The organism is Tunturibacter empetritectus (assembly GCF_040358985.1).
Lineage (GTDB): Bacteria > Acidobacteriota > Terriglobia > Terriglobales > Acidobacteriaceae > Edaphobacter > Edaphobacter empetritectus.
This window is the reverse complement of sequence record NZ_CP132932.1, coordinates 650,317-672,842: the sequence shown is the minus strand read 5'-3', so window position 1 is coordinate 672,842 and position 22,526 is coordinate 650,317. Positions and strand designations below refer to the sequence as shown.

The window sequence follows — 22,526 nt, the reverse complement described above, 5'->3', positions numbered from 1 at the left end:
GTGAGTAAAATTCCGATCAACCTCTCGTAGCCCTTTGATCAGTAATTTGCGAAAGAAGAGGTAGGGTTGACGCTGATGTTTTCCAAGTGGGCCAAAATGCAGGTGACGCGTGTCGTCAGCAATCGACGGAGCCTGGCTACCGTAAGGGTGGCGTACGTCAGTCTGGTTGGAGTGCTCTTCTTGGGAAGTGTCTTTGCATTTATACCTCGAATTCAAGCACACTCGGATCTAAGTCAGACACAACAGAAAGTCACCGACGAAGCTAAAGTTCGCAAAGAATATGCTGACAGGGTTAGCAAAACCTACAATTTTGCCTTTGGAAAAGGAAACATTTCAACGCCGGGAAATGCGGCAGTACAGGGAGACAACTTCCTGGAGCCAGACGCGTTTCCCACGGCCGACTACTGCGGCCACTGTCACAAAGAGGCGTATCACCAATGGCGACAGTCTCTGCATTCCAATTCATTTCGAACGCCCTTTTATCGCACCAGCGTCAATATTCTCATTAGAACCAAGGGAATTGAGTTCTCACGCCACTGCGATAGCTGCCACAATCCGATCGCAGTGCTAGGCGGAGGGCTGACGCAAAACTCGATCGTCGACCGCAAATTTGATCAGGATGGGTTGACCTGTACGACGTGTCACTCTGTGCAGAAGCTGCAATCCACGCTCGGCAATGGCGGCTACGTCATGGGAGTACCCGCTGTTCTGGTTGACGAAAAGGGAGACCGTATTCCGGGACTGGTGCCGGATTCAGAGATATTGGCTCACCTTGATCGGCATTCGAAGGCGGTGATGCAAACCTTCTATCGTACACCGGAGTTCTGCTCTGCTTGCCACAAGGCCAACTTGCCAAATCCATTAAACGATTACAAGTTTATTCGCGCATTCACTGCATATGATGAGTGGCAAAACTCGAAGTTCTCCCAGAGAAATCCTCTAACGTTTTATCAAGCTGATTTCACGACCTGTCAGGGCTGCCACATGAAGCGCGCGTCAAATGCTCTACCCGAGCCTGGAGCGAAAAACGGCACGTTCGCCTCTCACCGCTGGACCGCGGGCAATACCGCCGTCCCTTTCTACTATGGGTTTAGTGAACAGTTGGAGAAGACTGTCGAATTCCTAAAAACAGGCAACTACCTAAATGTCGATCTATTTGCGATTCGCAAGGCAAATGACGACAAGCTTATCGCGCCCCTGGGCTCGACCCCGTTCACTCTCGCTCCGGGTGATGCGGTGCAGGTGATGACCGTTATTCAAAACAAAAATATCGGCCACTCCCTGATCCCCGAAGTTCGCGACCTGTATGAGGCATGGGTAGAGTTTGTCGTCACCGACTCGAACGGGAAGGAGATCTATCACAGCGGCTTCATCAAACCAGATGGAATGCTCGACGAGCGGGCGCATAGCTTTACCAACCGTCCCGTCAACACGGACGGGGTGTTCGTCGACAATCATAAGGTATGGACCATTCACTCTGTTGCTTATGACAACACCGTTCAGGCAGGTAGGTCATCGCTCATTCGTTACGAGTTTCGCATTCCCCCCGAGGCGAAAGGTGCAGTAACAATAACTGCCAGGGTCAACTATCGACATCTCCGGCAGAGCTACCTCAATAATGTATTCGGGAAGGATCACGTTGCGTATCCAATCGTCGAACTAGCTTCGCGGACACGAACACTGAATCTCGGAGAGAATCCCGCAGGTTCACCTGACTCTCACGATAATGCTGACTGGATGCGCTGGAATAACCTCGGCATCGCCTATCTCGATCAGCTGCAGTACAGTGATGCGATCCAGGCCTTCTCTCAGGTGATCAAGTTGCGTCCTGATTATGCGGACGGCTACAGCAATATTGGGCTGACGAACATCGAATGGGAAAAATACGCCTCGGCTCGCGCAGGTCTTGAAAAAGCACTAGAGCTAAGTCCCAACAATGCGCGTGCGCTCTATTATCTTGCACTGGTAGAACGGCGAGCGGGACATTCTGATGCTGAAGTGGAAGATCTAAAAAAAGTCCTGGCGCAATATCCCCAATCGCGCGATGCTCGTCGCGAGCTTGGGATCTCATACTATCAACAACGCAGACCTGAAGAAGCGATGGAGCAGTTTGAAGAATTGCAAGCGATCGATCCAGACGACCTGACCGCGCACTACAACCTTGCACTGCTCTATCGTCGCGCCGGGATGAAGGATAAAGCCAAGGACCAATCTGCGAAGTTTGTCACGAAGAAGGTCGACCCCGGCGCTCCCACCTACTCCTTGGATTTTCTGCGCAAACATCCAGAGATTTCAATTGAAAGCGTGCCGTGGCACGTACATAAGGATGTAACGCATCCCGAAGTAGTGAGTGCTGGCGGAGAGCACTAGATCAAGCCGTGTGTCATCTTCTCAGCGTTCGGCATGCTCGACGACAACCTTCAGCGAGATACTTTCTCTGCCGAAAAGACTTACGTTAAGAGGAAACCTTGAACAGAAGAAGTTTAGTTGCACTTGTGTTTTTGGCAGCCGCTGGCTTATTCATTAGCCCTGTGCGATGCAGCGCGCAAACTCAATGTCCATGGCTAAATGCAGCGACGGCCGCCGGCGTTCTGGGCGGTGAAGTTCAGGCGAACGCAACCGCCCTCACGCCACAAGGTGATACCACCTGCGACTTCAAGCGCGCTCAGCAAGCCTCCGTCTTCGAGCTAAAGATCGCTGTGCACACGATGGCTCTACCATCAAAAGACTTCGCCGCGTATCTCGCGCAATGTTCCGGCACTCCAGTCCCTCTAAAGGCAATCGGCAATGAAGCATTTCAGTGTGTCCCGAGTAAGAAATCTGATAACGGAGCGGAACAGATCATCGGTCGAGTACGGGACCGGGCTTTCATCATTGACATCAGGAGTAGCTCTACCCGGCAGCCAACGTCGACTCAGAGCGGCTTAAGTGAAGAAGCGAGGAACGTCGCAGAACAAGTAGCGGGGGCGCTCTTCTAGATATGTTCCTTATCGCCCGCTCTCTTCGCAGGCACCTTGGGTTTTGCTTTGTTTGCTGCGTAGGGTTATCCATGCCCCCCTATGTGAAAGCCCAGCATGACCCCGGCTCCGGAGCATCCGCTTCAACTGATTCAGCCCAGTATAACCTGAGTCCAACGGAAGAAGTACAGCGCTTAATCTCTCGTGGACAGTTAAGCGAAGCCGAGACGCGCTTGAACTCTTTGGCAGCTCAACAGCCGGAGCCGGCGGGACTTGAGCGCATGCGCGGAATGATTCACTACCAGCGCAATAACTTCGCCGCGGCGAACTTAGCCTTCGAAAAAGCCATACTTCAGGATGGCAACGATCTGCTCGCGACACAGATGCGCGGTGTGACTTTATATCGTATGGGGCAGCCGGCCGCAGCGATTCCTTTCCTCGAACGAGCGAACAGTCCAATCGCTAGCGTGAATGCCGATGGAACGTATGTTTTGGCGGTCTGTTATCTCGACGTGCATCGATACGATGATGCGCGTCGCATCTTCGCCCAGCAGTACAAGATCTCAGCGGATTCAGCGGCATCTTACTTATTCATGGGACGCATGCTGCTTCGCCGGGACCACCCCGCCGAGTCCGAGCAAATGGCCCGCAAAGCGCTCCAAATTGAACCAGGATTACCTTTGGCTCATCTACTCCTGGGGCAGCTTGCCCTCTCCCGCTCGAACGCCGCAGCAGCCGTCGCCGAATTTGAAGCCGAACGGACAATCAATCCAATGAATGGAGAGGTATATGAGCGTCTGGGCGACGCTTACCTGCGAGCTCTGCGATACGAAGACGCGCAGCAGTCGTTGAACTGTGCGCTTCTACTTGAGCCAAATTCGACAGGACCTTATATTCTTCTCGGTCAAGTTTTGTTGAAGCGCGATGACGCCTTGACCGCGCTTAACTATCTATTGCGCGCAGAACGTATGGATTCCAGCAATCATCTCATCCACTTGCTGCTGGGGCAGGCTTTCCGCGCTCTGGGCCGCAAGGAAGACGCAACGCGCGAGTACAAGATGGCAGAGAGTATTCAAAACGCTGGCGAAAATCAAAAGTAATTTTGAGCGCTGCGCTTAATGACCAGCTAATGGCCGTACACTCCGCTATCTACTTAGTCGAATCGCGAACTGCACAACACGAGGATCTGTTGTAGTCGATGTGATGGTGCCGAATGCAGCAGAACCGAAGCTGCCATTGGGCTGTGAGAACTCCGGCGTGTTAGTCACGTTGAACATCTCGGCGCGGAACTCAAGGTCAGCTTTTTCAACCATCCGGGTTCGTTTGATAAGAGAGATATCAAGGTCGCGATACGCGGGCCCACGCACCGGGTTGCGAGATGCGGTGCCGATAGTGAACTGAGGAGCGGTCGCAAATGCCGCAGTGTTGAAGTAATGGGCGGGAGATCGCTGGTTGCCTGAGAGCTTAGGATTGCCGACGATGTTGGGGCGCTGAAGAGAAAAGCCGGCGAAAGAGTTGTTATTGGTAGCCTGCGTAACGGTGACCGGCATCCCTGATTGTAGCGACAGGATAGTATTCAAGCTCCAGCCTCCGAGCAGTGCATTACCCACACCTGTCGAGGCGAAGCGGTGGTTGCGTCCGGCCGGCAGATCGTAGATGCCGCTGAATGAGGTTACATTCGGCATATCGCCGCTCGAGGAGTCACGTTCCAGATAAGGGCGAAAGGTGTCCGCTGCGATAAGAGAGCTTGTGTTGGGTGAAGAGAGAACCGTAGAGGAGAAGACAGAAGACGCATCGTCAATGAGTTTGGAGTGAGTATAGGCAAAGAGGAAGGAGAGGCCGCGAGAGAGACGCTGTTCGGCCTTAACCTCAATCGCGTTGTAGTTGGTCGTTCCCGAGTTATGGCGGTAGGTGGCAACGTTTTGAAATCGAGGGTAAGGTTTGATGAGCTGCGCGGCGGCTATGTTCTTCGTGTTAAGAGAGCTTGATGGGGGAAGTTGGCCGAAGTAAGGATTTGTGACAGGGGTTAGGAGTGAAGGACCCTGCGCCAACTGATCGGCCGTGAGCTGATTTAGATTTGAGTCGGGTATACCGACATGAATAATGTTTGATCCAACATAGGCAACTTCAACGGATAGATTGTTGGTCACTGCGCGCTGCACAGCGAGGTTCCATTGCTGGACGTAGCCCGACCCGGCGGTACGATCGGCAGTGTACACGCTTTGGCCAAGACCGGCGTTAGGAGTGAGCGGAATGGGGGCCACGGAAGGTCCATGCGAGAGCGCAAAAGCAGCGTTTACGCTGTCCTGTGTCTTTTGTGTAACGCTCTGGATGAAAGGGAACTGAGGAACCGTGAATGGAGTTGTGATTCCGGATTGGTCAATAAATACGATTCCGAAGCCAGAGCGGATGACGGTCTTCTCGGTCGCGAGGTAGGTAAACCCGACACGTGGAGCGACATTGTCATAGTGGAGTTCTCTGGCGCTTCGCGAATTTCCATCAACGCCGACATAGTCAAGCTGTTGAGTCGCAAGATTGAAGATAGCTCCCTGATTGTTTTTTTCAGTAGAAGGATGATGAAGAGTCCAGCGCGCTCCAATATTGAGTGTGAGGCGGTTAGAGGCCTTCCAATCATCCTGTAAAAAAAATTCTTCAATATAGTCCCGAGGGCGAATTTTGGCCTGTTGAAGATCAATCTGGAAGGTATCAACCTGGCCGAGTAAAAAGCTGGCGATGGAGTTGCCGCTGTTTGTTACGCCTTGTTGATTGGTTCCAGTAGTGGTGAAGGCGAATGACCCCGTCGGGTTAGGCGGTGAGACGGTGTTGAGCTGATACCAGCGGAAGTCGATGCCGGCTTTAATAGCATGGGCGCCGCGAGTGTAGACAGCCGTGTCGACTACCTGCCATACCGCAGTTTGGAAGTTCGCGAAGGTGCTCGCAGAGGTACCAAGCTGCTGGAAGCCAGTGAAGGTAAACAACGGAAGGGCATTATTGAATGCTGCATTGGAGGGGATACCGGGAATGCCGAGCGCGGCTGATGCAGTGTCACTGAGGTCAGGACCGATGATGTTGTTGCTCCGACGAGTGTAGCCACCAGTGAGGTTGTTGACCAGCCGGGACGAAAAGATGTGGGTTTCGCTGGCAACGGCTTGCTGCCCTCGAACATTTGAAAGTCCTGGCACACCTCCCGTTCCGAGTGCTGCTCCACTGATCAAGCCACTCCCATCAGGCAAAGGGGTAACGGGCTGCTCGACTTCGTTGTAATACGTGTAGCGGCCAAAGGCGTGGTCGCGAGATCCGTAGGCTCCATCGACGCGAACGTCGAACTGATTCTGATGGTCCGCATCGTTTGCCGTACGGCTGTAGTTGTTGGCCGCATTTTTGTTGGTGGGGATTGGGAAGCGCGCAAGAAGAGCCTCCGCGGCGGGATCGAGCGGTATGTTGATTACGTCGCCAGGAAACTCCTGCCGAACGTTCTTTCCGTTGACAATGGTAGTCGTAGCTGGGTTGTAGATCTTCGAGACGCCAGTGAAGATACCTTTGCGCTCATTGTTGGTAGGAATTGTGGAGGTGAGCGTGCGGCCGATGAGCTGCTTCACTCCCTGATAGTCGCCAAAGAAAAAGAGGCGGTCGTGAAGAATGGGCGCCCCGAGTGTGGCACCGTAAAGGTTTCGACGATACTCAGGTTTGCGTCCCACAGGCGCGAAGTAGTTTCGAGCATTAAGATCTTCATTGCGGAGATATTCAAACAGACTGCCATGTATTTCGTTGGAGCCTGACCGCGTCGCAACATTCACCACGCCGCCGTTGAAGCGGCCAAACTCCGCAGGCACGTTGTTGGCTTCGATCGTGAACTCCGCAACGTCATCGAGAATAGGGAAGAACGCAACCTGGCCCGGCTCAGGCTGCAGAGCGGAGATGCCGTCGTAGATGTATTCATTGGTCCGCGGCCGGCCCCCATTGATGCGGGGAAGCAATGTGCCAGGGGGCAATGCGACGCCGGGTGCCAATGTCGTCAGTTGAATGAAATTTCTCGTATTGAGCGGAACTGCGGCAACAAAAGCGCCAGAGATATTGGTCTGAATGTTGCTGGTCTCCGCCTGTAGAAGAGCAGCATCGCTGTTGACTGTTACACTCTGTGGATCGCCTCCAGGACTCAGCGTCAGATCAAGGCTCACCGTCTGTCCGACAATGACAGTGACACCCTCGCGATTCAGACCCTTGAATCCGGGTGCTTTTACCTCCACGCGGTAAGAGCCCGGATTGAGGTGGATGAAAAGATAATCCCCTGAACTGGAAGTCGTCGTGGACCGATGCAGGTTTGTCGAAGACTCGACGAGTTCAACTGGCGCATTTGCGATCGCGGCGCCAGAGGGATCGAAGACGCGGCCCTTCAGATCAGCTGCGATTTGAGCGGAGGCTACTGCTCCATCGATTAGGACAAGAAGGAAAAGAGCACAAGAAAGACGATGAAGCTTCATGAAATCCGCTCCTGAGAACGCAGCTTTTGGGGTGCGTCCGGGGGCCTGAGGATTAGCGTGAACAGCCGAGCTGAGCCTGGTCTTCCCGCACGTGTTTTGCTCGAATATATTACGAAGTTAGTCGATTCAAATCGTATAGTCAAACGATTCGCCTGCATTGACAGGCGCCGGTTGCGTTTTACAAGGGATCGTCGAGGCGCTCAATCATCACGTCAGTCGACTTGATGAGAGCAGCCGCAAGATCTCCTTTTTTCAGCTGAAGCTCATTAACCGCGTTCGCCGTGATGATCGCAGTCAAGTGTGCGTCTCCTACAGAGAGGACAACCTCGGCGAGAAGACCTTCTACGTGGATGCTCACAACTTTGCCTGCAAGTTGATTTCTACCGCTGACCCGTCGATAGCGTTGACGGGATTCGGTCGCGGGCTTCATCTGGTCTTTGACCAAAAAAGGCTTCAAAGCAGCCTCTGACAGCCGATGATGCCCACCGGGCGTTTGAACGGTCTTTAGCTTTCCGCTCAAGATCCATTGTTTGATCGTCGGGTAGCTCACCCCTAGAATGCGGGATGCTTCTCGAGGCGTCAGCAACTGGCGTGTAGTCATGGCTTATAGTTTTAGCATTTTTCAGAGCTGGAGACACCCTCAATGGCATTCATCGGAGCGGCGTCATCGATTGAAGCATCGTAGGAATAAGCTCCGAAACCGTTGGATGAATGTGGACCGCGCGCGAGAGGGTTGTATACGGAGCGCCTGCGTACATCGTGCTCAAGATGCAATGAATAGCCTCGTCACCGCCAGTGCCCAAAATGGAAGCTCCCAGAATCTTCTTGCTCTCTGCGTCCACCAGCACCTTCATGAAACCCTGCGACTCTCCTTTTTCCACGGCCCGGCCAATCTTCGTCATCGGACGAGTTCCAATCAATGCCGCGCGCCTACTCGCTCGCACCTGCTTTTCAGTAAGGCCAACCTGCGCCAAGGGAGGGTCAATGTAAAGGGCACTCACAGGGATACGATCACTTACGCGGCGCGAGCCATTCTCGAGAAGATTATCCGCGACGATCTCAAAGTCGTTGTACGAGGTGTGAGTAAAAGCTCCTCTACCATTACAATCTCCAAGCGCCCAGATTCCCACAACAGAAGTTCGCAGTTGATCGTCTACTGTGATGTAGCCGCGTTCATCGGTCCGCACGCCAGCAGCTGATAATCCGAGATCGTCGGTATTTGGTTGCCTTCCAACCGCAAGAAGTATGCGCGACCCTACCACCTTAGGTTGGCCCTCAAGACAATCAAGCCCAACCGCTACTTCTTCGCCATCGTTTTCGAGCCGAATACAGTTCGCGTCAAGGCGAAGCTGAATCCCCTCGGACTCCAGGATCTCCTGAACGCCGGAAGAGATGTCTTCATCCTCACTGGGCACAAGCCGCGGCTTGCGCTCGACTACCGTTACCTCAGCGCCGAAGCGGCGATACATCTGCGCAAACTCCAACCCGACATAGCTCCCTCCAACGACGATAAGATGTTGCGGCAGTTCATCAAGGTCGAGGATGGTCGTGCTGGTTAGAAAGGGAACCTTGCCAATGCCGGGCATATCCGGCACTGCTGACCTTCCGCCCACGTTCAGAAAAATACTTTTAGCATGAAGCACTTCCTCGCCAACCCGAATCTCATTCGGAGACTCGAAGCGCGCTGTTCCTGTAAAGACAGTGCACCGCTCCATGCCTCGCAGCCAGCCTTCAACGCTCGTCCGTGACTTCATTACAATCGCATTCTTGCGAGCCAGGACTTTTTTCATATCCACGCGAACCGGCTCATCACGCACAACTCCGAAGTCGCCTCCTCTGCGTGCGATGTGCGCCGCATGGGCACTTGCGACCATAGCTTTGGTCGGTGTGCATCCAACATTAACGCAGGTACCCCCGAACAACTTGCGCTCGACGAAGGCGACCTTCCAGCCAGCTTGCGTAAGTCGGCCTGCCAGCGATGGTCCTGCCTGTCCGGCACCGATAATAATTGCGTCGAAGTCTTGTCTCATGCGAGTCTCATGACAACCACAACAGCAAGTATGATCGCAATTGCGTCCTCAAGCAAAGCAGCAGGAAGGCTTCTTCCAAAGATCTCAGAATTTAATGCGTACAGCATCACCCTGCTGAGCAGAGTTCATCGAATTTAGAGTCTAGAGACCAAGCTCCGTAAGCCCCGGGTGGTCGTCGGGGCGCCGGCCCAGAGGCCAATGAAAAAGACGCTCACTCTCCCTGATGGGCAGATCGTTGATGCAAGCGTAGCGATGATGCATCACTCCGTCTTTGTCGAACTCCCAGTTCTCGTTGCCGTAAGAGCGGTACCACTGCCTAGCTGCGTCATGCGACTCGTAAGCGAAACGGACTGCGATGCGGAAGCCCCCAAAGGTCCATAGCTCCTTGATGAGCCGATAATCCAGCTCTTTTTGCCACTTGCGCGTGAGAAACTGAACGATCTGCTCTCGTCCTCTGACGAACTCGGAGCGATTGCGCCATTTGCTGTCGACGGTATAGGCGAGGCAAACTTTTTCAGGATCGTGCGAGTTCCAGCCGTCCTCGGCCTTGCGAACTTTAAGGATTGCCGTCTCCTGCGTGAACGGAGGGACAAGTGTGACTGTCGATTCACTGCTCATGCTCATGCTCATGCTCCTTCAAGCTACGCTAATTTTTCGAGGGGTCGCGAAATAACACACTTAATTCCAATCAATTATCTCTTCTTCTCTAGAGGCTGGAAGTCGCGTGGATTGAAAACTTTCAATGGTCGATCAGTAGACTCGACCTGTGAGACGAGACTAGCAAGGGTGGACCCTTGGAAGTATGGAATATGAACGGTGTGCCTTCCAGGCTCCAACAGTATGAACTTCTTTAATGTGGTGATTTTATCTGCCGAAAACTGTTGATAGCCCACAGTCTTCTCGGAGATGTTGAAAGGGCAAACCCGTAATCACGCTGAGTCCGTGATGCATGATCCGCTGTAGAAGCCAATTCAAGCGAACGGGGAGGCTGTCGAGCCAATATCGCAGAGCGGAACTGATGTGTGTTCGGCTTGTAGTGACGAGAACCATGTAGCATCCACTGGCCCAGTCTCGAATATGTAACGTCAACTGGTAGTGAATCGTCGGAAGGATTTCACAGAGCCTACCCAGAGACAACGCATAATGTTCCTAGTGTACTGTAGTAAACTCGTTGCTGTTTGGACTCCATAATCCATGACCAAGAAAGACTTAATGAACAAGCCAATAGAACGTTTAAAGATTTACTTAGGTTTTGAATCTACAACGGGACTACTTTCGGCATCGTCATTTATTTTACTCACTGCAATCATATCTCTTCTATGGTCACATGCTGAGCTTCTGTGGAGTGACGAGTTTGGGATCCTGATGACCGATAGCGTGGGGTCCATATCCAGGATGCTTTATGTGCAACGGAACTACCCTATATGTCTGGATCCAGCCGTCTACCATTTGGTAGACCACGGGTTTATTTACTGGTTTGGCCCTTGTGCCATGGCTATCCGTATACCCTCTCTCATTGGCTATATTGTCATGCAAGTTTGCTTATTTATCTTTGTTCGTCGAGGGGTAAATGAAAGGGCTGCACTTTTCGCAATTGCGCTATCTTCTATGACAGGCACCTTGTGGTATGCAGGACAAGGCAGACCTTACGGATTGCTGCTCGGGTTTCTCGGTCTAATGATGCTAAGTTGGCAGTCCGCAACAAAACAAGAAAGTAGCCGCCTCATTCCTCTCTTATGTCTCAGTTTATCTACCGCATTGGCCCTCAACACACACTATTATGCTGTCCTACTACTTGCCCCCTTATGTGGGGCCGAGTTGTTTCGGGAGATAGAGAATCGTAAGCCGGACTGGGAAATGTGTTCAGCTATTGTCGCGGGTGTGCTGGGTGTTGTATTTCTCCTGCCTTTCCTAAAGGCTGCGTCAGAGTACAGCGGCTACTACTACATCAAGTCAGTTAGTGGTCATATTGTGTCCCATTCGTATATGTGGATGTTAATAGGTGATCTCAACATCAGCAAAAGTATAAAAAATGATGTACAGCTTCTTCTTATTTTTGTGGTTGGCCTGCTTATTGGTACAGTCATTTATCAAACGATTAGGGGTAAGTGCGAGTTACCCAACGCGGAATTAGTATTTCTCATACTGATCTCAGCGGTGCCTTTGTTTGGGTACGTTCTTGCCGTGCTGGTGACACATGTCTTAGAGACACGGTTTGTTTTGGGAGCAGTTGTTGGGCTCCTGTCACTTTTGGCAATTGGAATGTCGATCGTATTCAAAGCCGACTGATTGTAAATGCAGTAATGGTTGCGCTATTTGTTACTTCACTGGTCTCAGGAGCTGCCAAAATCAAGGGTCAACGTGCAACTACTAGAAAGGTTTTGGAATGGTTGGTACTACCCAATGAGACCAAAGATGCACTCCATGCTAGGCAAGGCCAACCTGTTTATCTAGCAAATTGGGATGTTTTTGCGTCAATCAACTACTACACCCGTGATCCCGAAATCCGGAAACAATTCGCCATGTTTTACTCTATGAGTCTTGAGAAATCTTGCTGTGGGACCGGATACGATACTATGACGCGAACTATGTTGAATACACAGAATATTACCCATACGATCGTTCAATCGTATGAGGATTTAATCAAGGAGCCAGGCGAGCATCTTGTTTACCTTCCGAAATCTGAAGGGGATTGGGAGTGGACGAGGAAAGCGCTGTTTGCTTCACACGCTCAGATGAGGACATTGGGGCCCATGTTAGATGGGGATCTGGTATCGGTGATATCGCCCAGCGGTACACAGTAGAGCATCAGGAGTTTATTGAATTCAACAATGCTCAGTCTTTACCTCGATGATATTAAGGTTCTATGCAAAGCAAGAGATTGAACTATGGAGCACCGACCGGGATTTGAACCCGGGAATACTGGTTTTGCAGACCAGCGCGTTAACCACTTCGCCATCGGTGCCCTTGCCCGCTACAAAACAGAAGTGCAGCGGAGATCTTGTCCAACTCTACTCCGGTTGTGCCACCGTACGGAGATAGGGCTTCACTGTCTTGTAGCCAGGGAAGATCTTATCGGCATCCTCATTCGACACTGCTCCAGTGATGATGACCTCCTCGCCCTGTTTCCAGTTCGCCGGCGTCGCCACCTTATGCTTCGACGTCAGCTGCATCGAGTCGAGCACGCGAATAATCTCATCGAAGTTGCGGCCCGTCGTCATCGGATACGCAAGCGTCAGCTTGATCCTTTTATCAGGCCCAATCACAAACACGGTGCGCACCGGCGCATTGTTCGCTGGAGTTCGCCCCTCTGAGGTCTCGCCCGCATCCGCCGCAAGCATGTCATAGAGCTTCGCAATCTTCAACTCCGTGTCGCCGATCAAGGGATAGTTAACCTTCGCGCCTCCAACCTCCTCAATATCCGCAGCCCATCTCTCGTGGTTGTCGACCGGGTCCACACTGAGTCCGATCACCTTGGCGCCACGCTTGGCGAAGTCGCCCTCTAGATTCGCCACCGCGCCGAGTTCGGTGGTACACACAGGGGTAAAGTCCTTCGGGTGCGAGAAGAGAACGGCCCAATTGTCACCAATCCATTCATGGAAATGAATCGTGCCCTGGGTAGTTTCGGCAGTGAAATCGGGAGCAATATCGTTGATGCGAAGTGACATATCGATTCGCCTTCTTTGGGGGTCACCCAATCCTTCAATTCCTGATAAACTTCGCGCCAAAGTGAACTAATCTGCTGAGCCCAACGCAAAACCCACCCGGCTTATTCGCTTTGGGTGGGGTCTATGTGCTGCTCGAAGATGTTCTGCTTCGATTAGCTCATCAACGCACCCTCGCTGGGATACAGCAACAGCAGCAGAGTGTGAACATCGAGTTGAGCATCATCGTCATCGCTGTATGTTTTGTACCGCAGCCAGCTAAGCTAGCATGAGGCCGGTTCGCCCTATCGCGGTCTTTTCAAAGATACTTCCGAGGAGCACCCATGTCAAATCAGAGCCCCGCTGTTACATCCACAGCAGCACTCCCCTCGACCTCTCGCACCTTCGACTTTGCCCAGGTTGACGTCTTCGCCGAACGCCCCCTCGAAGGCAACGCGCTCTCCATCTTTACCGACGCTCGCGGTCTCACCCTCGACGAGATGCAGGCCCTGGCCCGCGAGACCAACCTCAGTGAAACCACCTTCATCCTGCCCCGAGCACCGGAGATCGAACGCGAACGCGGCGTCCAGGTCCGCATCTTCCTCACCACCGAAGAGGTTCCCTTCGCCGGCCACCCAACCCTTGGCACGGCCAGCTGGCTCTATTGGAATCATCCAACCTTTCGCGGCGCAGATCAGATCACTCTTGATCTTGGAATCGGTCCAATCCCTGTTCGTTTCCAGGCTCCGCAGCCACAAGAGATCGGAGCCTTCGGAACGATGCGACAGAACGATCCAACCTTTGGCAAAGTTCTCAACACTCCCGACGACCGTGCAGCCTTGGCCGCCGCACTCAGTCTCTCCATTGAAGACTTGGATCCGCATCTCCCCGCGCAGGTCATCTCCACCGGCATGGCGTTCTGCGTCGTCCCCTTGCGATCGCTCGAGGTCGCCGGCCGCCTCCATATCCTCCTCTCGCAAAGCTCTCGTCAATTTCTTGACCGCATCGGCGCAAAGTTCTTCCACTGCATTACTCCCGCTAATGAGAACTCAACAGCACATTGGCACGCACGCATGCAGTTCGACTCCGGCGAAGATCCTGCGACCGGCTCTGCCTCCGGATGCACCATCGCCTACCTCGTCCGTCATGGCCTCGCCGCCAGCGGACAACAACTCGTCATCGAACAGGGAATCGAGATGCTTCGTCCCAGCCGCATCCATGTCAGCGCAGCAATCGAGGACGGCATCGTCACGAAAGTGTTTGTCGGTGGCCGCACCATTCCTGTTGCAACGGGACGCTTTTTCCTGCCGTGATGCACTCGATTTCAACAGGGACCCATCATGAATCGCCAATGAATACAGCCCCTTCCGAGCATCGGTGGATGTGCAAGCTCTAATATTGCGAGTCTTCGCCCAAACTTCGCCGCTTGCCAACTCCCCCACTCATTCGTACTGTTGGAAAGCGTTGACGACGGCGTTGCCTGAAAGAGGAAGCGTCGTTGGAGATGATTTGCTTTCGCCTGTTTTCTGACAATTTGAGTTGAGAGAAGCTCGACTGCCCCGCAGTCGCGGCTCCCCAGCGCAATCTTACTGTCTGCACGCGCAGTGAGGTCGATGCCAGTATCTCCGGCATCGACACCCACTGTATCCGCAGCAGAGGGACTCCCTGCGCTCTCGGAGCCGCGTGGCAACCTGCGTCGGCCTACAGCCTCTCTCGCACCCCGCGGTTCGGCAGCTTCGCTCGCTGGACAGATGGGCCTGATCCCTCGTGGAGCAGACTGGAGAGCTTTGCTCATTCCGTCTTCTCCACTTCGGGAGCGGTGGACCCACTACGCGCTGAGAGGCCGCATCTGGCCGAACCACGGGGAAGTTTTGAACACCACCAGACCGGCCCGTCTGCAAACCAGCAGACGCGTCAGACTGGCCCATCGGCCGCGAGCCACCATAAGGTGGTGTCCGGCAGAAGAGAGACTGCATGCGCCCCAAGAAGACGATTCTCTGCGTAGATGACAACGAACAAATTCTTTCCGTCCGCACCTTCCTCCTCGAAACTCGTGGCTATCGCGTCGTCGCTGCCCACAGCGCGCAGGAGGCGCTCGCCGTCCTTGATCAATATCTTCCCGGCACGCTCGATCTCATCCTCTGCGATCTCATCATGCCGCAGATGGACGGCAACGAACTCGTCCGCCGCGCCAAGCAACTCCATCCCGGCTTGCCCGCGATGATCGTCTCCGGCACTGTCAATGCCTTCGATCGAGCCGTTCACGCCGATGTCTTCCTCCCGAAAGGCGCTTCGTCCCCCGCGGAGATGATCGAACGTATCAGGGTCCTCGTCGCACGTAAGCGGGGCCCAAAGAAGACCGTCGTCGCGTCGACCTCGCAGTCGCCACAGCTTGGTTCCTTCACCCACGCCACAGCAAGCTAGAGCCACTGGATCAAGTAGCAGTTTGCGTAGAACCTGTATTTTTTTTTGCTTGTCATTCCCGAAGGGAATCTGCGGTTGCCTTCCTCTACACCGGCAGCAATCCGTTCTAGCGGTCTCCAAACCTGCAGGGAACGTCCAAAGAATTAGGCTTCCACTAACCCGTACTTTCTCTGCCACTGCATCTTCAGTCGCGCCCACACTGCGTCCTTCTCTTCACTCAAAACGGATGGATCAGGCTCCGACGCAAAGCGCCCAGCCTCCGTCTTCGCCAACTCCAGCAGCTCTCGGTCGCGTATCAGATTTGCAACCCTGAACTCCGGCATACCAGCCTGGCGCGTTCCAAAAAACTCTCCAGGCCCGCGTTGCTGCAGATCAAGCTCGGCTAGTTCAAAACCATTCTGCGTACGTACCATCGCATCCAGCCTGGCCTCAGCCTGCTCGCTCACCCTTCCGCCTGTCATCAACACGCAGAAGCTCTTCGCCGCTCCACGCCCAACACGGCCGCGCAGCTGATGCATCTGCGCCAACCCAAACCGTTCGGCATGTTCGATCACCATCACCGAAGCGTTCGGGACATCGACGCCCACTTCGATCACAGTCGTCGCAATCAGCACGTCAAGATCTCCCCGCTGGAACCGCCGCATCGTCACATCCTTGTCGTCCGCGCTCAACCGCCCATGCAGCAGCCCCAGCCGCAGCCCGCTCAGAGGCCCCTGCCGAAGCTCCTCATACATATCCGTCGCTGCTCGAAGCGCCCTCTTCGGCTCAAATAACTTCTCCATCTTCACAGAAGACCTCGTGCGCTTGACCTTTGCACTTCCTCCCTTTACGTCCGTCGTCTTCTTCCTCGCCGTTGTTTCTTTGTTGTTATTCCGCAACGCAGCGGAGGAATCCGCTTTTGCTTTTACGCTTGCGTTCGCCTCGTCCGGTTCAATATCCTGCGGAAAATCCAACTCCGGTTGGTCATCCTTCGCACCTTCAATCACTGGATACACGATGTAGGCCTGCCGTCCCGCCTCTACCTGCTTGCGCACAAAAGCCCACACGTCCTCCGCACGTTCCTCCGTCGTTCGTCTGGTTACAATCGGCGTTCGCCCCGGCGGTAGCTCATCGATCACACTTGCATCAAGATCGCCGTATAACGTCAGAGCAAGCGTTCGAGGAATTGGCGTAGCCGTCATCACCAGCACATCCGGATCTAACGCGCCAGGCTTCTTCATCAACCGAAATCGTTGCTGCACGCCGAACCTGTGCTGCTCATCGACGATCACGAGGCCCAGATTTTCGAAGTCGACTTTATCTTCGATCAGCGCATGAGTCCCAATCGCCAGATCGGTCTCGCCGCGAAAGATTCTCCCGCGCGCCTCCCGTTTCGTCGCCTCATCGAGCGAACCCGTCAAAAGGGTCACCCGATAAGGCTTTCCCGTGCGTGGAGACAGCACATCCCCCAGCAGCTTTCTCGCGGAGAGATAATGCTGCGTCGCCAGAATCTCCGTCGGTGCCATCAGAGCCGTCTGGTAGCCGTTCTCAATCGCAACCAGCGCAGCCTGCATCGCGACGATCGTCTTGCCTGATCCCACATCGCCCTGCAGCAATCTCCGCATCGGCTGCGGCCTGCGCATATCGCTCGCAATCTCGCCCAGCACGCGCTTCTGCGCCGCCGTCGGATGGAAGGGAAGCACCTGCTTGATCGCCTCCCGCACCTTCACATTCGTCACAAACGCAGTGCCTTCGCGCTCCCTCATGCGCCGCCGCTTCAACTCCAGTCCCAGCTCAAGATAGAAAAACTCTTCGAAGATCAACCGGCGATGTCCAGGCGTTGTCGCCGACATCAGCTCCACCATCGGCGTCCCGGCTTCAGGAAAATGCACAGCCTTCAGAGCCTTCAGCCGCTCAGGAAACGAGAGCCGCTTAAGCATCGCCCCTGGCAAGGTCTCAACCACTCCGTTCTCTCGCGGCCCACGCAGCCCGGGTGCCCCATCCATCGCAGTCTCACCGTGATGGGTGGGATGTACACTGCTCGCACCCGCCACCTGTTGCCTTTGCTTTTGTTGTTGTTTTTGCTCTTGTTCCTGGTGTAGTTCGTTCTTTTGCTTGTCATTCCGCAGCGCAGCGGAGGAATCTGCTTTAAGCTTCTCCCCGCCCTCCAACTCCTCAAAGAGGGCCCAGATCACCCGCCTGAGCCACTTCGATCCCAGCTTCGCGCCCCACGCCGTAGTGCCCCCAAGCGACTCATACACCGGCACAATCCGCCCAACCTCGAGCATGGAAAACTCAGCATCCGCACCAGCCCCCGAAGGCAGAATCTCAAACTGCGGCTGAATCATCTTGAACTTTCCCGCGCTGCTACGGGAAGGTTCAAGCTTGCCATACAGCGCCACCATCTGCCCCACGTGAAACTTGTCCCTCAAATAGGTCCCGCGAAACCACATGCACTTCACCGTGCTGAGTCCCTGTCCCACCGTCATCTCAAACAACGGCATGTTCCGCGTCTGCAGCAGCACCGTCCCACGCACCTCGCCGATCACCGACGCCATCGTCCCTGCCTTCAGCTCACTCATCGGCACTGGGTTCAGGCGATCTTCGTAGCGAAAGGGCAGGTGATACAGCAGATCCTCGACCGTCTCGACGCCGCGCTTGGCAAGCTCGACTGCAATCCGCTCCCCCACGAGCTTCACAAACTTGATAGGTGTAGAAAGTTCCAGCACAGACCGATGCTACCAAGAACCAGCCATGGGCCAACTCCTGCACTTCCACAACAGCCTTTCAGTATTGACAGAAGATATGTTGCAATAAAAGAATGCCTGCCTCCGAAGCAAGCTCAGAACTGACCGCCGAGCGCAAAAACATCCTGCTGCACACGCCGCTGATGGCGCTTGCGGTAGCAGCCTTCGGCATCGGCACCTCCGAGTTCATCATCATGGGCCTGCTGCCCAACCTCGCCGACGACTTCCGCGTCAGCATCCCCAAAGCCGGCGTCCTCGTCACCGGTTACGCGCTCTCCGTCACCATCGGCGCGCCAATCGTAGCCATCGCCACCGCCCGCCTCGAACGCAAACTCGCCCTCCTTCTGCTCATGGGAGTCTTCACCCTCGGCAATCTGGCATGCGCCATAGCCCCAACTTACAATCTCCTCTTCGCCGCCCGCGTCCTTACCGCCCTCTGCCACGGAGCCTTCTTCGGCATCGGCAGTGTAGTCGCTGCCAACCTCGTCCCGCGCAACCAGCGTGCCCAGGCGATTGCGCTCATGTTCTCCGGTCTCACCCTGGCCAACGTCCTAGGCGTCCCAGCCGGAACTGCACTTGGCCAGGCTTACGGCTGGAGATTCGCCTTCTGGGCCATCGTCCCCATAGGCCTCCTCGCCGCCACTGCTGTCTTCTTCCTCGTCCCCAAACAAGCAGCAGGCTCCGGCAGCCTCCTCCACGAGTTCCGCGTCCTCCGCAAGCCACAAGTCCTGCTCGTCCTCGCCATGAGCGTCCTCACCTCGGCCTCGCTCTTCTGCGTCTTCACCTACATCGCCCCCACCCTAGAGGCCGTCACGCTCGTCTCTCCCCACGCCGTCACCCTCACGCTTCTTCTCTTCGGCGTCGGCATCACCGTCGGCAACTTCCTTGGCGGCACTCTCAGCGACTGGCGCCCCATGGCCTTCCTCATCGGCGCACTCCTCACCCTCCTTGCCTCGCTCCTCGCCCTCTACTACGCCGAACCCCACGTCATCCCCGCCATCGCCATGATCCTCATCTGGGGAGCGATCCAGTTCGCCGCCGGAGCACCCCTCCAGTCCCGCATCGTCGACCAGGCCGCCGCCGCACCCAACCTCGCCTCCACCCTCAACCAGGGAGCCTTCAACTTCGGCAACGCCACCGGAGCCTCTCTCGGCGGCATGATGCTCACCGCCGGCTACACCTACCGCCAGCTCCCTCTCGCCAGCATCATCGTAACCCTCGTTACTTTGCTCCTCGCGATCCTCTCTGCCAGACTAGATCGCAAACACCGCCACGCCCGCATCGTCGAAAAGCTATCCATCCTCTAACCGCTCAGCCATTCCTCCGTATTGCCTCCTTCACATGCTCCACCGCCTCCTCTTTGAAGTGCGTCAGATTATGAACCTCCGCTGCATGCTGTTCGATAACAGGCAGCATCTCTTCTTCACTATCGCCCTCAAGCTGCCAGTCGCACGCATACCCGACATCTTTGCAGTGAAAGTGCTTCTTCCCATTACTCTGTTCCATAATCCACCTCGAAAAGTCAGATGCGCGTCAACGAAGCTCATTCCAGACAAACTCCCTCCCTATTGACCTCAGTGCACAACTGAGTAGATTTTCCAATCTCATCGAACCTCGCCGGAACCTACAACTCACCCTGATAAACTGGCCCTGACACACAACACGAGAACCCATGCCCATCGTAGAACTGCAACATGTCCGCAAGGCCTACGACACCAAGATCGCCGTAGCAGACCTCAGCTTCACCATCGAACCAGGCAGCATGTTCGGCCTCCTCGGCCCCAACGGCTCCGGCAAAACCTCCTCCATCCGCATGATGATCGGCATCACGGTCCCCGACTCCGGCACCGTCAGCCTCTTCGGCCAACCCTTCAACCGCAACCTCCTCAAGCGCGTCGGCTATCTCCCCGAAGAGCGCGGCCTCTACAAAAAGATGAAGGTCATGGACCAACTCATCTTTCTTGGTCAACTCCGCGGTCTCGACGCCACCACCGCGTCAAAGCGCGCACACGACTGGTGCGACCGCCTCGGCATCACCCCATCCATCGACAAGAAGACCGAAGAACTCTCCAAGGGGATGCAGCAGAAGATCCAGTTCATCTCCACCCTCCTCCACGAGCCCGAACTCATCATCATGGACGAGCCCTTCAGCGGCCTTGATCCCGTCAACGCAGTCCTTCTCATGGACACCCTCGTCGACCTCCGCAAACAAGGCCGCACCATTCTCTTCTCCACCCACCGCATGGACCAGGTCGAAAAGATCTGCGACAACATCTGCCTCATCCACAACAGCCATCTCGTTCTCTCCGGCTCCATGCGCGAGATCAAGTCCCGCTACCCCGTCAACCGCGTCCTCATCAACTTCACAGGCGACGACTCCTTCCTCAATCACCCCGCCATCCACTCCTCAAAAAACTACGGAGGCCACGCCGAGATCCGCCTTCGCAGCTCAGGAGCCGAAGGAGCCGACGCCCAGACCCTCCTCGCCGAAGCCATCCGCACCGGCGCCCGCGTCACCCGCTTCGAAGTTATGGAGCCGACACTCGAAGAGATCTTCATCGAAAAGGTCACCGAAGATTCGACCGGCATCCCCGCTGGAGAAAAAGTCAATGCATAACATCTGGCTCATCGCCAAACGCGAGTACCTCGAGCGCATCCGCACCAAAGCCTTCCTCATCGCCACCATTCTCATTCCGCTCTTCATGGGAGCCTTCGTCTTCGGCAGCGGCTATCTCGCCTCTCGCACAAAATCCTCGGCCCATATCGCCATCGTCGCGTCCGACACGTCCTTCTCCGCCGATCTCAAACACGAACTTCAGACTGGAAAAAACAGTGGCATGACCGTCGAAGTCCTGACACCAGACTCGCCCTCCAACAGCGACGAGATTCGCGTCAACCTCGACCGCAATCTGCAAAGTAAATCCGGAGAACTCACGGGCTATCTCGTCGTTACGCCTGCAGCACAGACCAACGCACGCCCCACCTTCACCTATGTTCCCCGCTCAGCCGGAGACATCAGCACCGAAGACACACTCTCCACCGCCATCCAAAACGTACTCACCCGCGAAGGTCTCACGCATCAAGGTATGGGATCGTCCGACATCGCAGCCCTCATGGCCCCCGTCGCCATCGACACCAGCAAAACAGGCAGCAGCCGCGCCGCCTTCGGAGCCGCTTATCTCCTCTTCTTCCTCATGTACATGGTCATCATGCTCTACGGTATGAACACCGCACGCTCCATCATAGAAGAAAAAAGCAGCCGCGTCTTCGAGGTCATGCTCTCCGCCATCAAGCCTGACGAGATGCTCGCCGGTAAGATCCTTGGCGTCGGCGCAGTAGGCATCTCGCAAGTAGGCGTCTGGATGATTGCCGCCGCCGCCCTCGGTTCCACATCCCTCGCAACCAGCCTCATCGGCAGCGGTCACGCGCTCATCAGCGCCACGCAGATCATCTTCTTCGTCGCCTACTTCATCTTCGGCTTCCTGCTCTACTCCAGTATCGCCGCCGCTCTCGGCGCCATGACAAACTCCGAGCAGGAACTCCAGCAGCTCAACATGTTCCTCGTCATCCCGCTAGCCTTCTGCTTCCTCATGATCTTCGTCATCGTGCGCGCGCCAAACTCCACCCTCGCGCAGGTCGTCTCGCTCATCCCCTTTTGCAGCCCCCTGCTGATGAACTTCCGCATCTCCCTCACCACCGTCCCACCCTGGCAGATCGGCCTCTCATTCATCCTCATGAGCATGACCATCCTCGCCATCCTATGGGTTGCAAGCCGCATATATCGTGTAGGCATTCTCATGTACGGCAAAAAACCCAACCTCCCCGAGATCCTCCGCTGGCTCAAATACAGCTAGTTGGTCAGCTATCGGCTGGACAGGACAAACTGATTTCCATCGGCGTCTGCAAAGATCGCCGACGTTCCCCAATCTTCCTTTCGAGGAGCCTGGACAAAGGTCACGCCACGCGACTCCAGGCTCTTGGCCGTTGCGAAGACGTCATCGCACCAGAAGCTGATGGACTGAAACGTCCCGACACGGTCTTCGTGCCCCTCCGGAGTAAATAACGCAATACCGGTCTCCGTCCCAGGGAAGGCAAGCTCAATCCATCGCTGTCCTGGACCCATCTCCTGGTCCGTCGAAATCTTGCATCCCACCATCTCTGTCCAGAACCGTAACGCCTCATCCTGATTGCGAACTGGAACGCCAACAAATTTAATGCCTCGAATCATCGCCGTTCTCCTTGTCCTGCAGACTAAAGCGACATG

The 22,526-nt window shown here is 55.0% G+C and carries 16 protein-coding genes and 1 tRNA gene; 8 read left to right on the top strand and 9 right to left on the bottom strand.

The features are described 5' to 3' along the window. The first annotated feature begins 75 nt into the window (after positions 1-75). A complete protein-coding gene (locus RBB75_RS02685; protein ID WP_257031217.1) occupies positions 76-2,370 on the top strand; it encodes a tetratricopeptide repeat protein in 2,295 nt (764 codons plus the stop codon). Positions 2,371-3,049: 679 nt separating this feature from the next. Beyond that, entirely contained in the window at positions 3,050-4,057 is a 1,008-nt protein-coding gene (locus RBB75_RS02680; protein ID WP_373563195.1) for a tetratricopeptide repeat protein, read from the top strand. A gap of 45 nt (positions 4,058-4,102) precedes the next feature. Here the strand turns inward: RBB75_RS02680 and RBB75_RS02675 are convergent, their stop codons facing one another. The 4 genes from RBB75_RS02675 to RBB75_RS02660 all read right to left on the bottom strand — a co-directional run bounded on the left by RBB75_RS02675 (position 4,103) and on the right by RBB75_RS02660 (position 10,092). Continuing rightward, a complete protein-coding gene (locus RBB75_RS02675) occupies positions 4,103-7,438 on the bottom strand; it encodes a carboxypeptidase-like regulatory domain-containing protein (RefSeq protein ID WP_353069430.1) in 3,336 nt (1,111 codons plus the stop codon). 178 nt (positions 7,439-7,616) lie between these two features. After that, positions 7,617-8,039, bottom strand: a complete 423-nt coding sequence (locus tag RBB75_RS02670; protein ID WP_179639228.1) for a TOBE domain-containing protein — start codon at positions 8,037-8,039, stop codon at positions 7,617-7,619. A 49-nt stretch (positions 8,040-8,088) separates the two neighbouring features. Next, positions 8,089-9,468 (bottom strand): FAD-containing oxidoreductase, encoded by a 1,380-nt coding sequence (locus RBB75_RS02665; RefSeq protein ID WP_179639227.1) that lies wholly within the window; start codon positions 9,466-9,468, stop codon positions 8,089-8,091. Positions 9,469-9,609: 141 nt separating this feature from the next. Next, complete coding sequence (locus RBB75_RS02660; RefSeq protein ID WP_373563193.1) at positions 9,610-10,092, bottom strand: DUF1348 family protein; 483 nt, start codon at positions 10,090-10,092, stop codon at positions 9,610-9,612. Positions 10,093-10,662: 570 nt separating this feature from the next. On the opposite strand from RBB75_RS02660, the gene RBB75_RS02655 reads away from it, so the two are divergent. Further along, positions 10,663-11,757 carry a glycosyltransferase family 39 protein gene (locus RBB75_RS02655; RefSeq protein ID WP_353069429.1) on the top strand — a complete coding sequence of 365 codons (1,095 nt, stop codon included), beginning with the start codon at positions 10,663-10,665 and terminating at the stop codon, positions 11,755-11,757. Positions 11,758-12,357: 600 nt separating this feature from the next. Here RBB75_RS02655 and RBB75_RS02650 read toward each other — a convergent pair. Beyond that, positions 12,358-12,433 (bottom strand) — tRNA-Cys (locus tag RBB75_RS02650). 46 nt (positions 12,434-12,479) lie between these two features. After that, positions 12,480-13,136, bottom strand: a complete 657-nt coding sequence (locus RBB75_RS02645) for a peroxiredoxin (protein WP_179639225.1) — start codon at positions 13,134-13,136, stop codon at positions 12,480-12,482. Between the two features lie 320 nt (positions 13,137-13,456). Between RBB75_RS02645 and RBB75_RS02640 the strand changes: the two genes are divergently transcribed. Further along, positions 13,457-14,425, top strand: coding sequence for a PhzF family phenazine biosynthesis protein (locus tag RBB75_RS02640; RefSeq protein ID WP_353069428.1), 969 nt, complete (start codon positions 13,457-13,459; stop codon positions 14,423-14,425). Between the two features lie 661 nt (positions 14,426-15,086). Further along, on the top strand, positions 15,087-15,536 hold the full coding sequence (locus RBB75_RS02635; RefSeq protein ID WP_179639223.1) for a response regulator: 450 nt from the start codon (positions 15,087-15,089) through the stop codon (positions 15,534-15,536). Positions 15,537-15,679: 143 nt separating this feature from the next. On the opposite strand, the gene RBB75_RS02630 is transcribed toward RBB75_RS02635, so the two are convergent. Next, entirely contained in the window at positions 15,680-18,244 is a 2,565-nt protein-coding gene (locus RBB75_RS02630; protein WP_353069427.1) for an ATP-dependent DNA helicase RecG, read from the bottom strand. A 92-nt stretch (positions 18,245-18,336) separates the two neighbouring features. Here RBB75_RS02630 and RBB75_RS02625 point away from each other — a divergent pair, with 92 nt between their 5' ends. Then, the gene (locus tag RBB75_RS02625) at positions 18,337-19,569 is read left to right on the top strand and encodes an MFS transporter (protein ID WP_353069426.1); all 1,233 of its coding nucleotides are present in this window, start codon (positions 18,337-18,339) and stop codon (positions 19,567-19,569) included. A gap of 4 nt (positions 19,570-19,573) precedes the next feature. Here the strand turns inward: RBB75_RS02625 and RBB75_RS02620 are convergent, their stop codons facing one another. Then, positions 19,574-19,768 (bottom strand): DUF1059 domain-containing protein, encoded by a 195-nt coding sequence (locus tag RBB75_RS02620; protein WP_179639222.1) that lies wholly within the window; start codon positions 19,766-19,768, stop codon positions 19,574-19,576. A 166-nt stretch (positions 19,769-19,934) separates the two neighbouring features. Between RBB75_RS02620 and RBB75_RS02615 the strand changes: the two genes are divergently transcribed. Together RBB75_RS02615 and RBB75_RS02610 are read left to right on the top strand one after the other, a co-directional pair. Then, positions 19,935-20,879: an ABC transporter ATP-binding protein gene (locus tag RBB75_RS02615; RefSeq protein WP_353069425.1), complete on the top strand. Its 945-nt coding sequence runs from the start codon at positions 19,935-19,937 to the stop codon at positions 20,877-20,879. Beyond that, complete coding sequence (locus RBB75_RS02610; RefSeq protein WP_353069424.1) at positions 20,872-22,116, top strand: ABC transporter permease; 1,245 nt, start codon at positions 20,872-20,874, stop codon at positions 22,114-22,116. Before RBB75_RS02615 ends, RBB75_RS02610 begins: the two co-directional genes overlap by 8 nt. A gap of 8 nt (positions 22,117-22,124) precedes the next feature. On the opposite strand, the gene RBB75_RS02605 is transcribed toward RBB75_RS02610, so the two are convergent. Further along, positions 22,125-22,490 carry a VOC family protein gene (locus RBB75_RS02605; RefSeq protein WP_179639219.1) on the bottom strand — a complete coding sequence of 122 codons (366 nt, stop codon included), beginning with the start codon at positions 22,488-22,490 and terminating at the stop codon, positions 22,125-22,127. Positions 22,491-22,526: the final 36 nt, after the last annotated feature.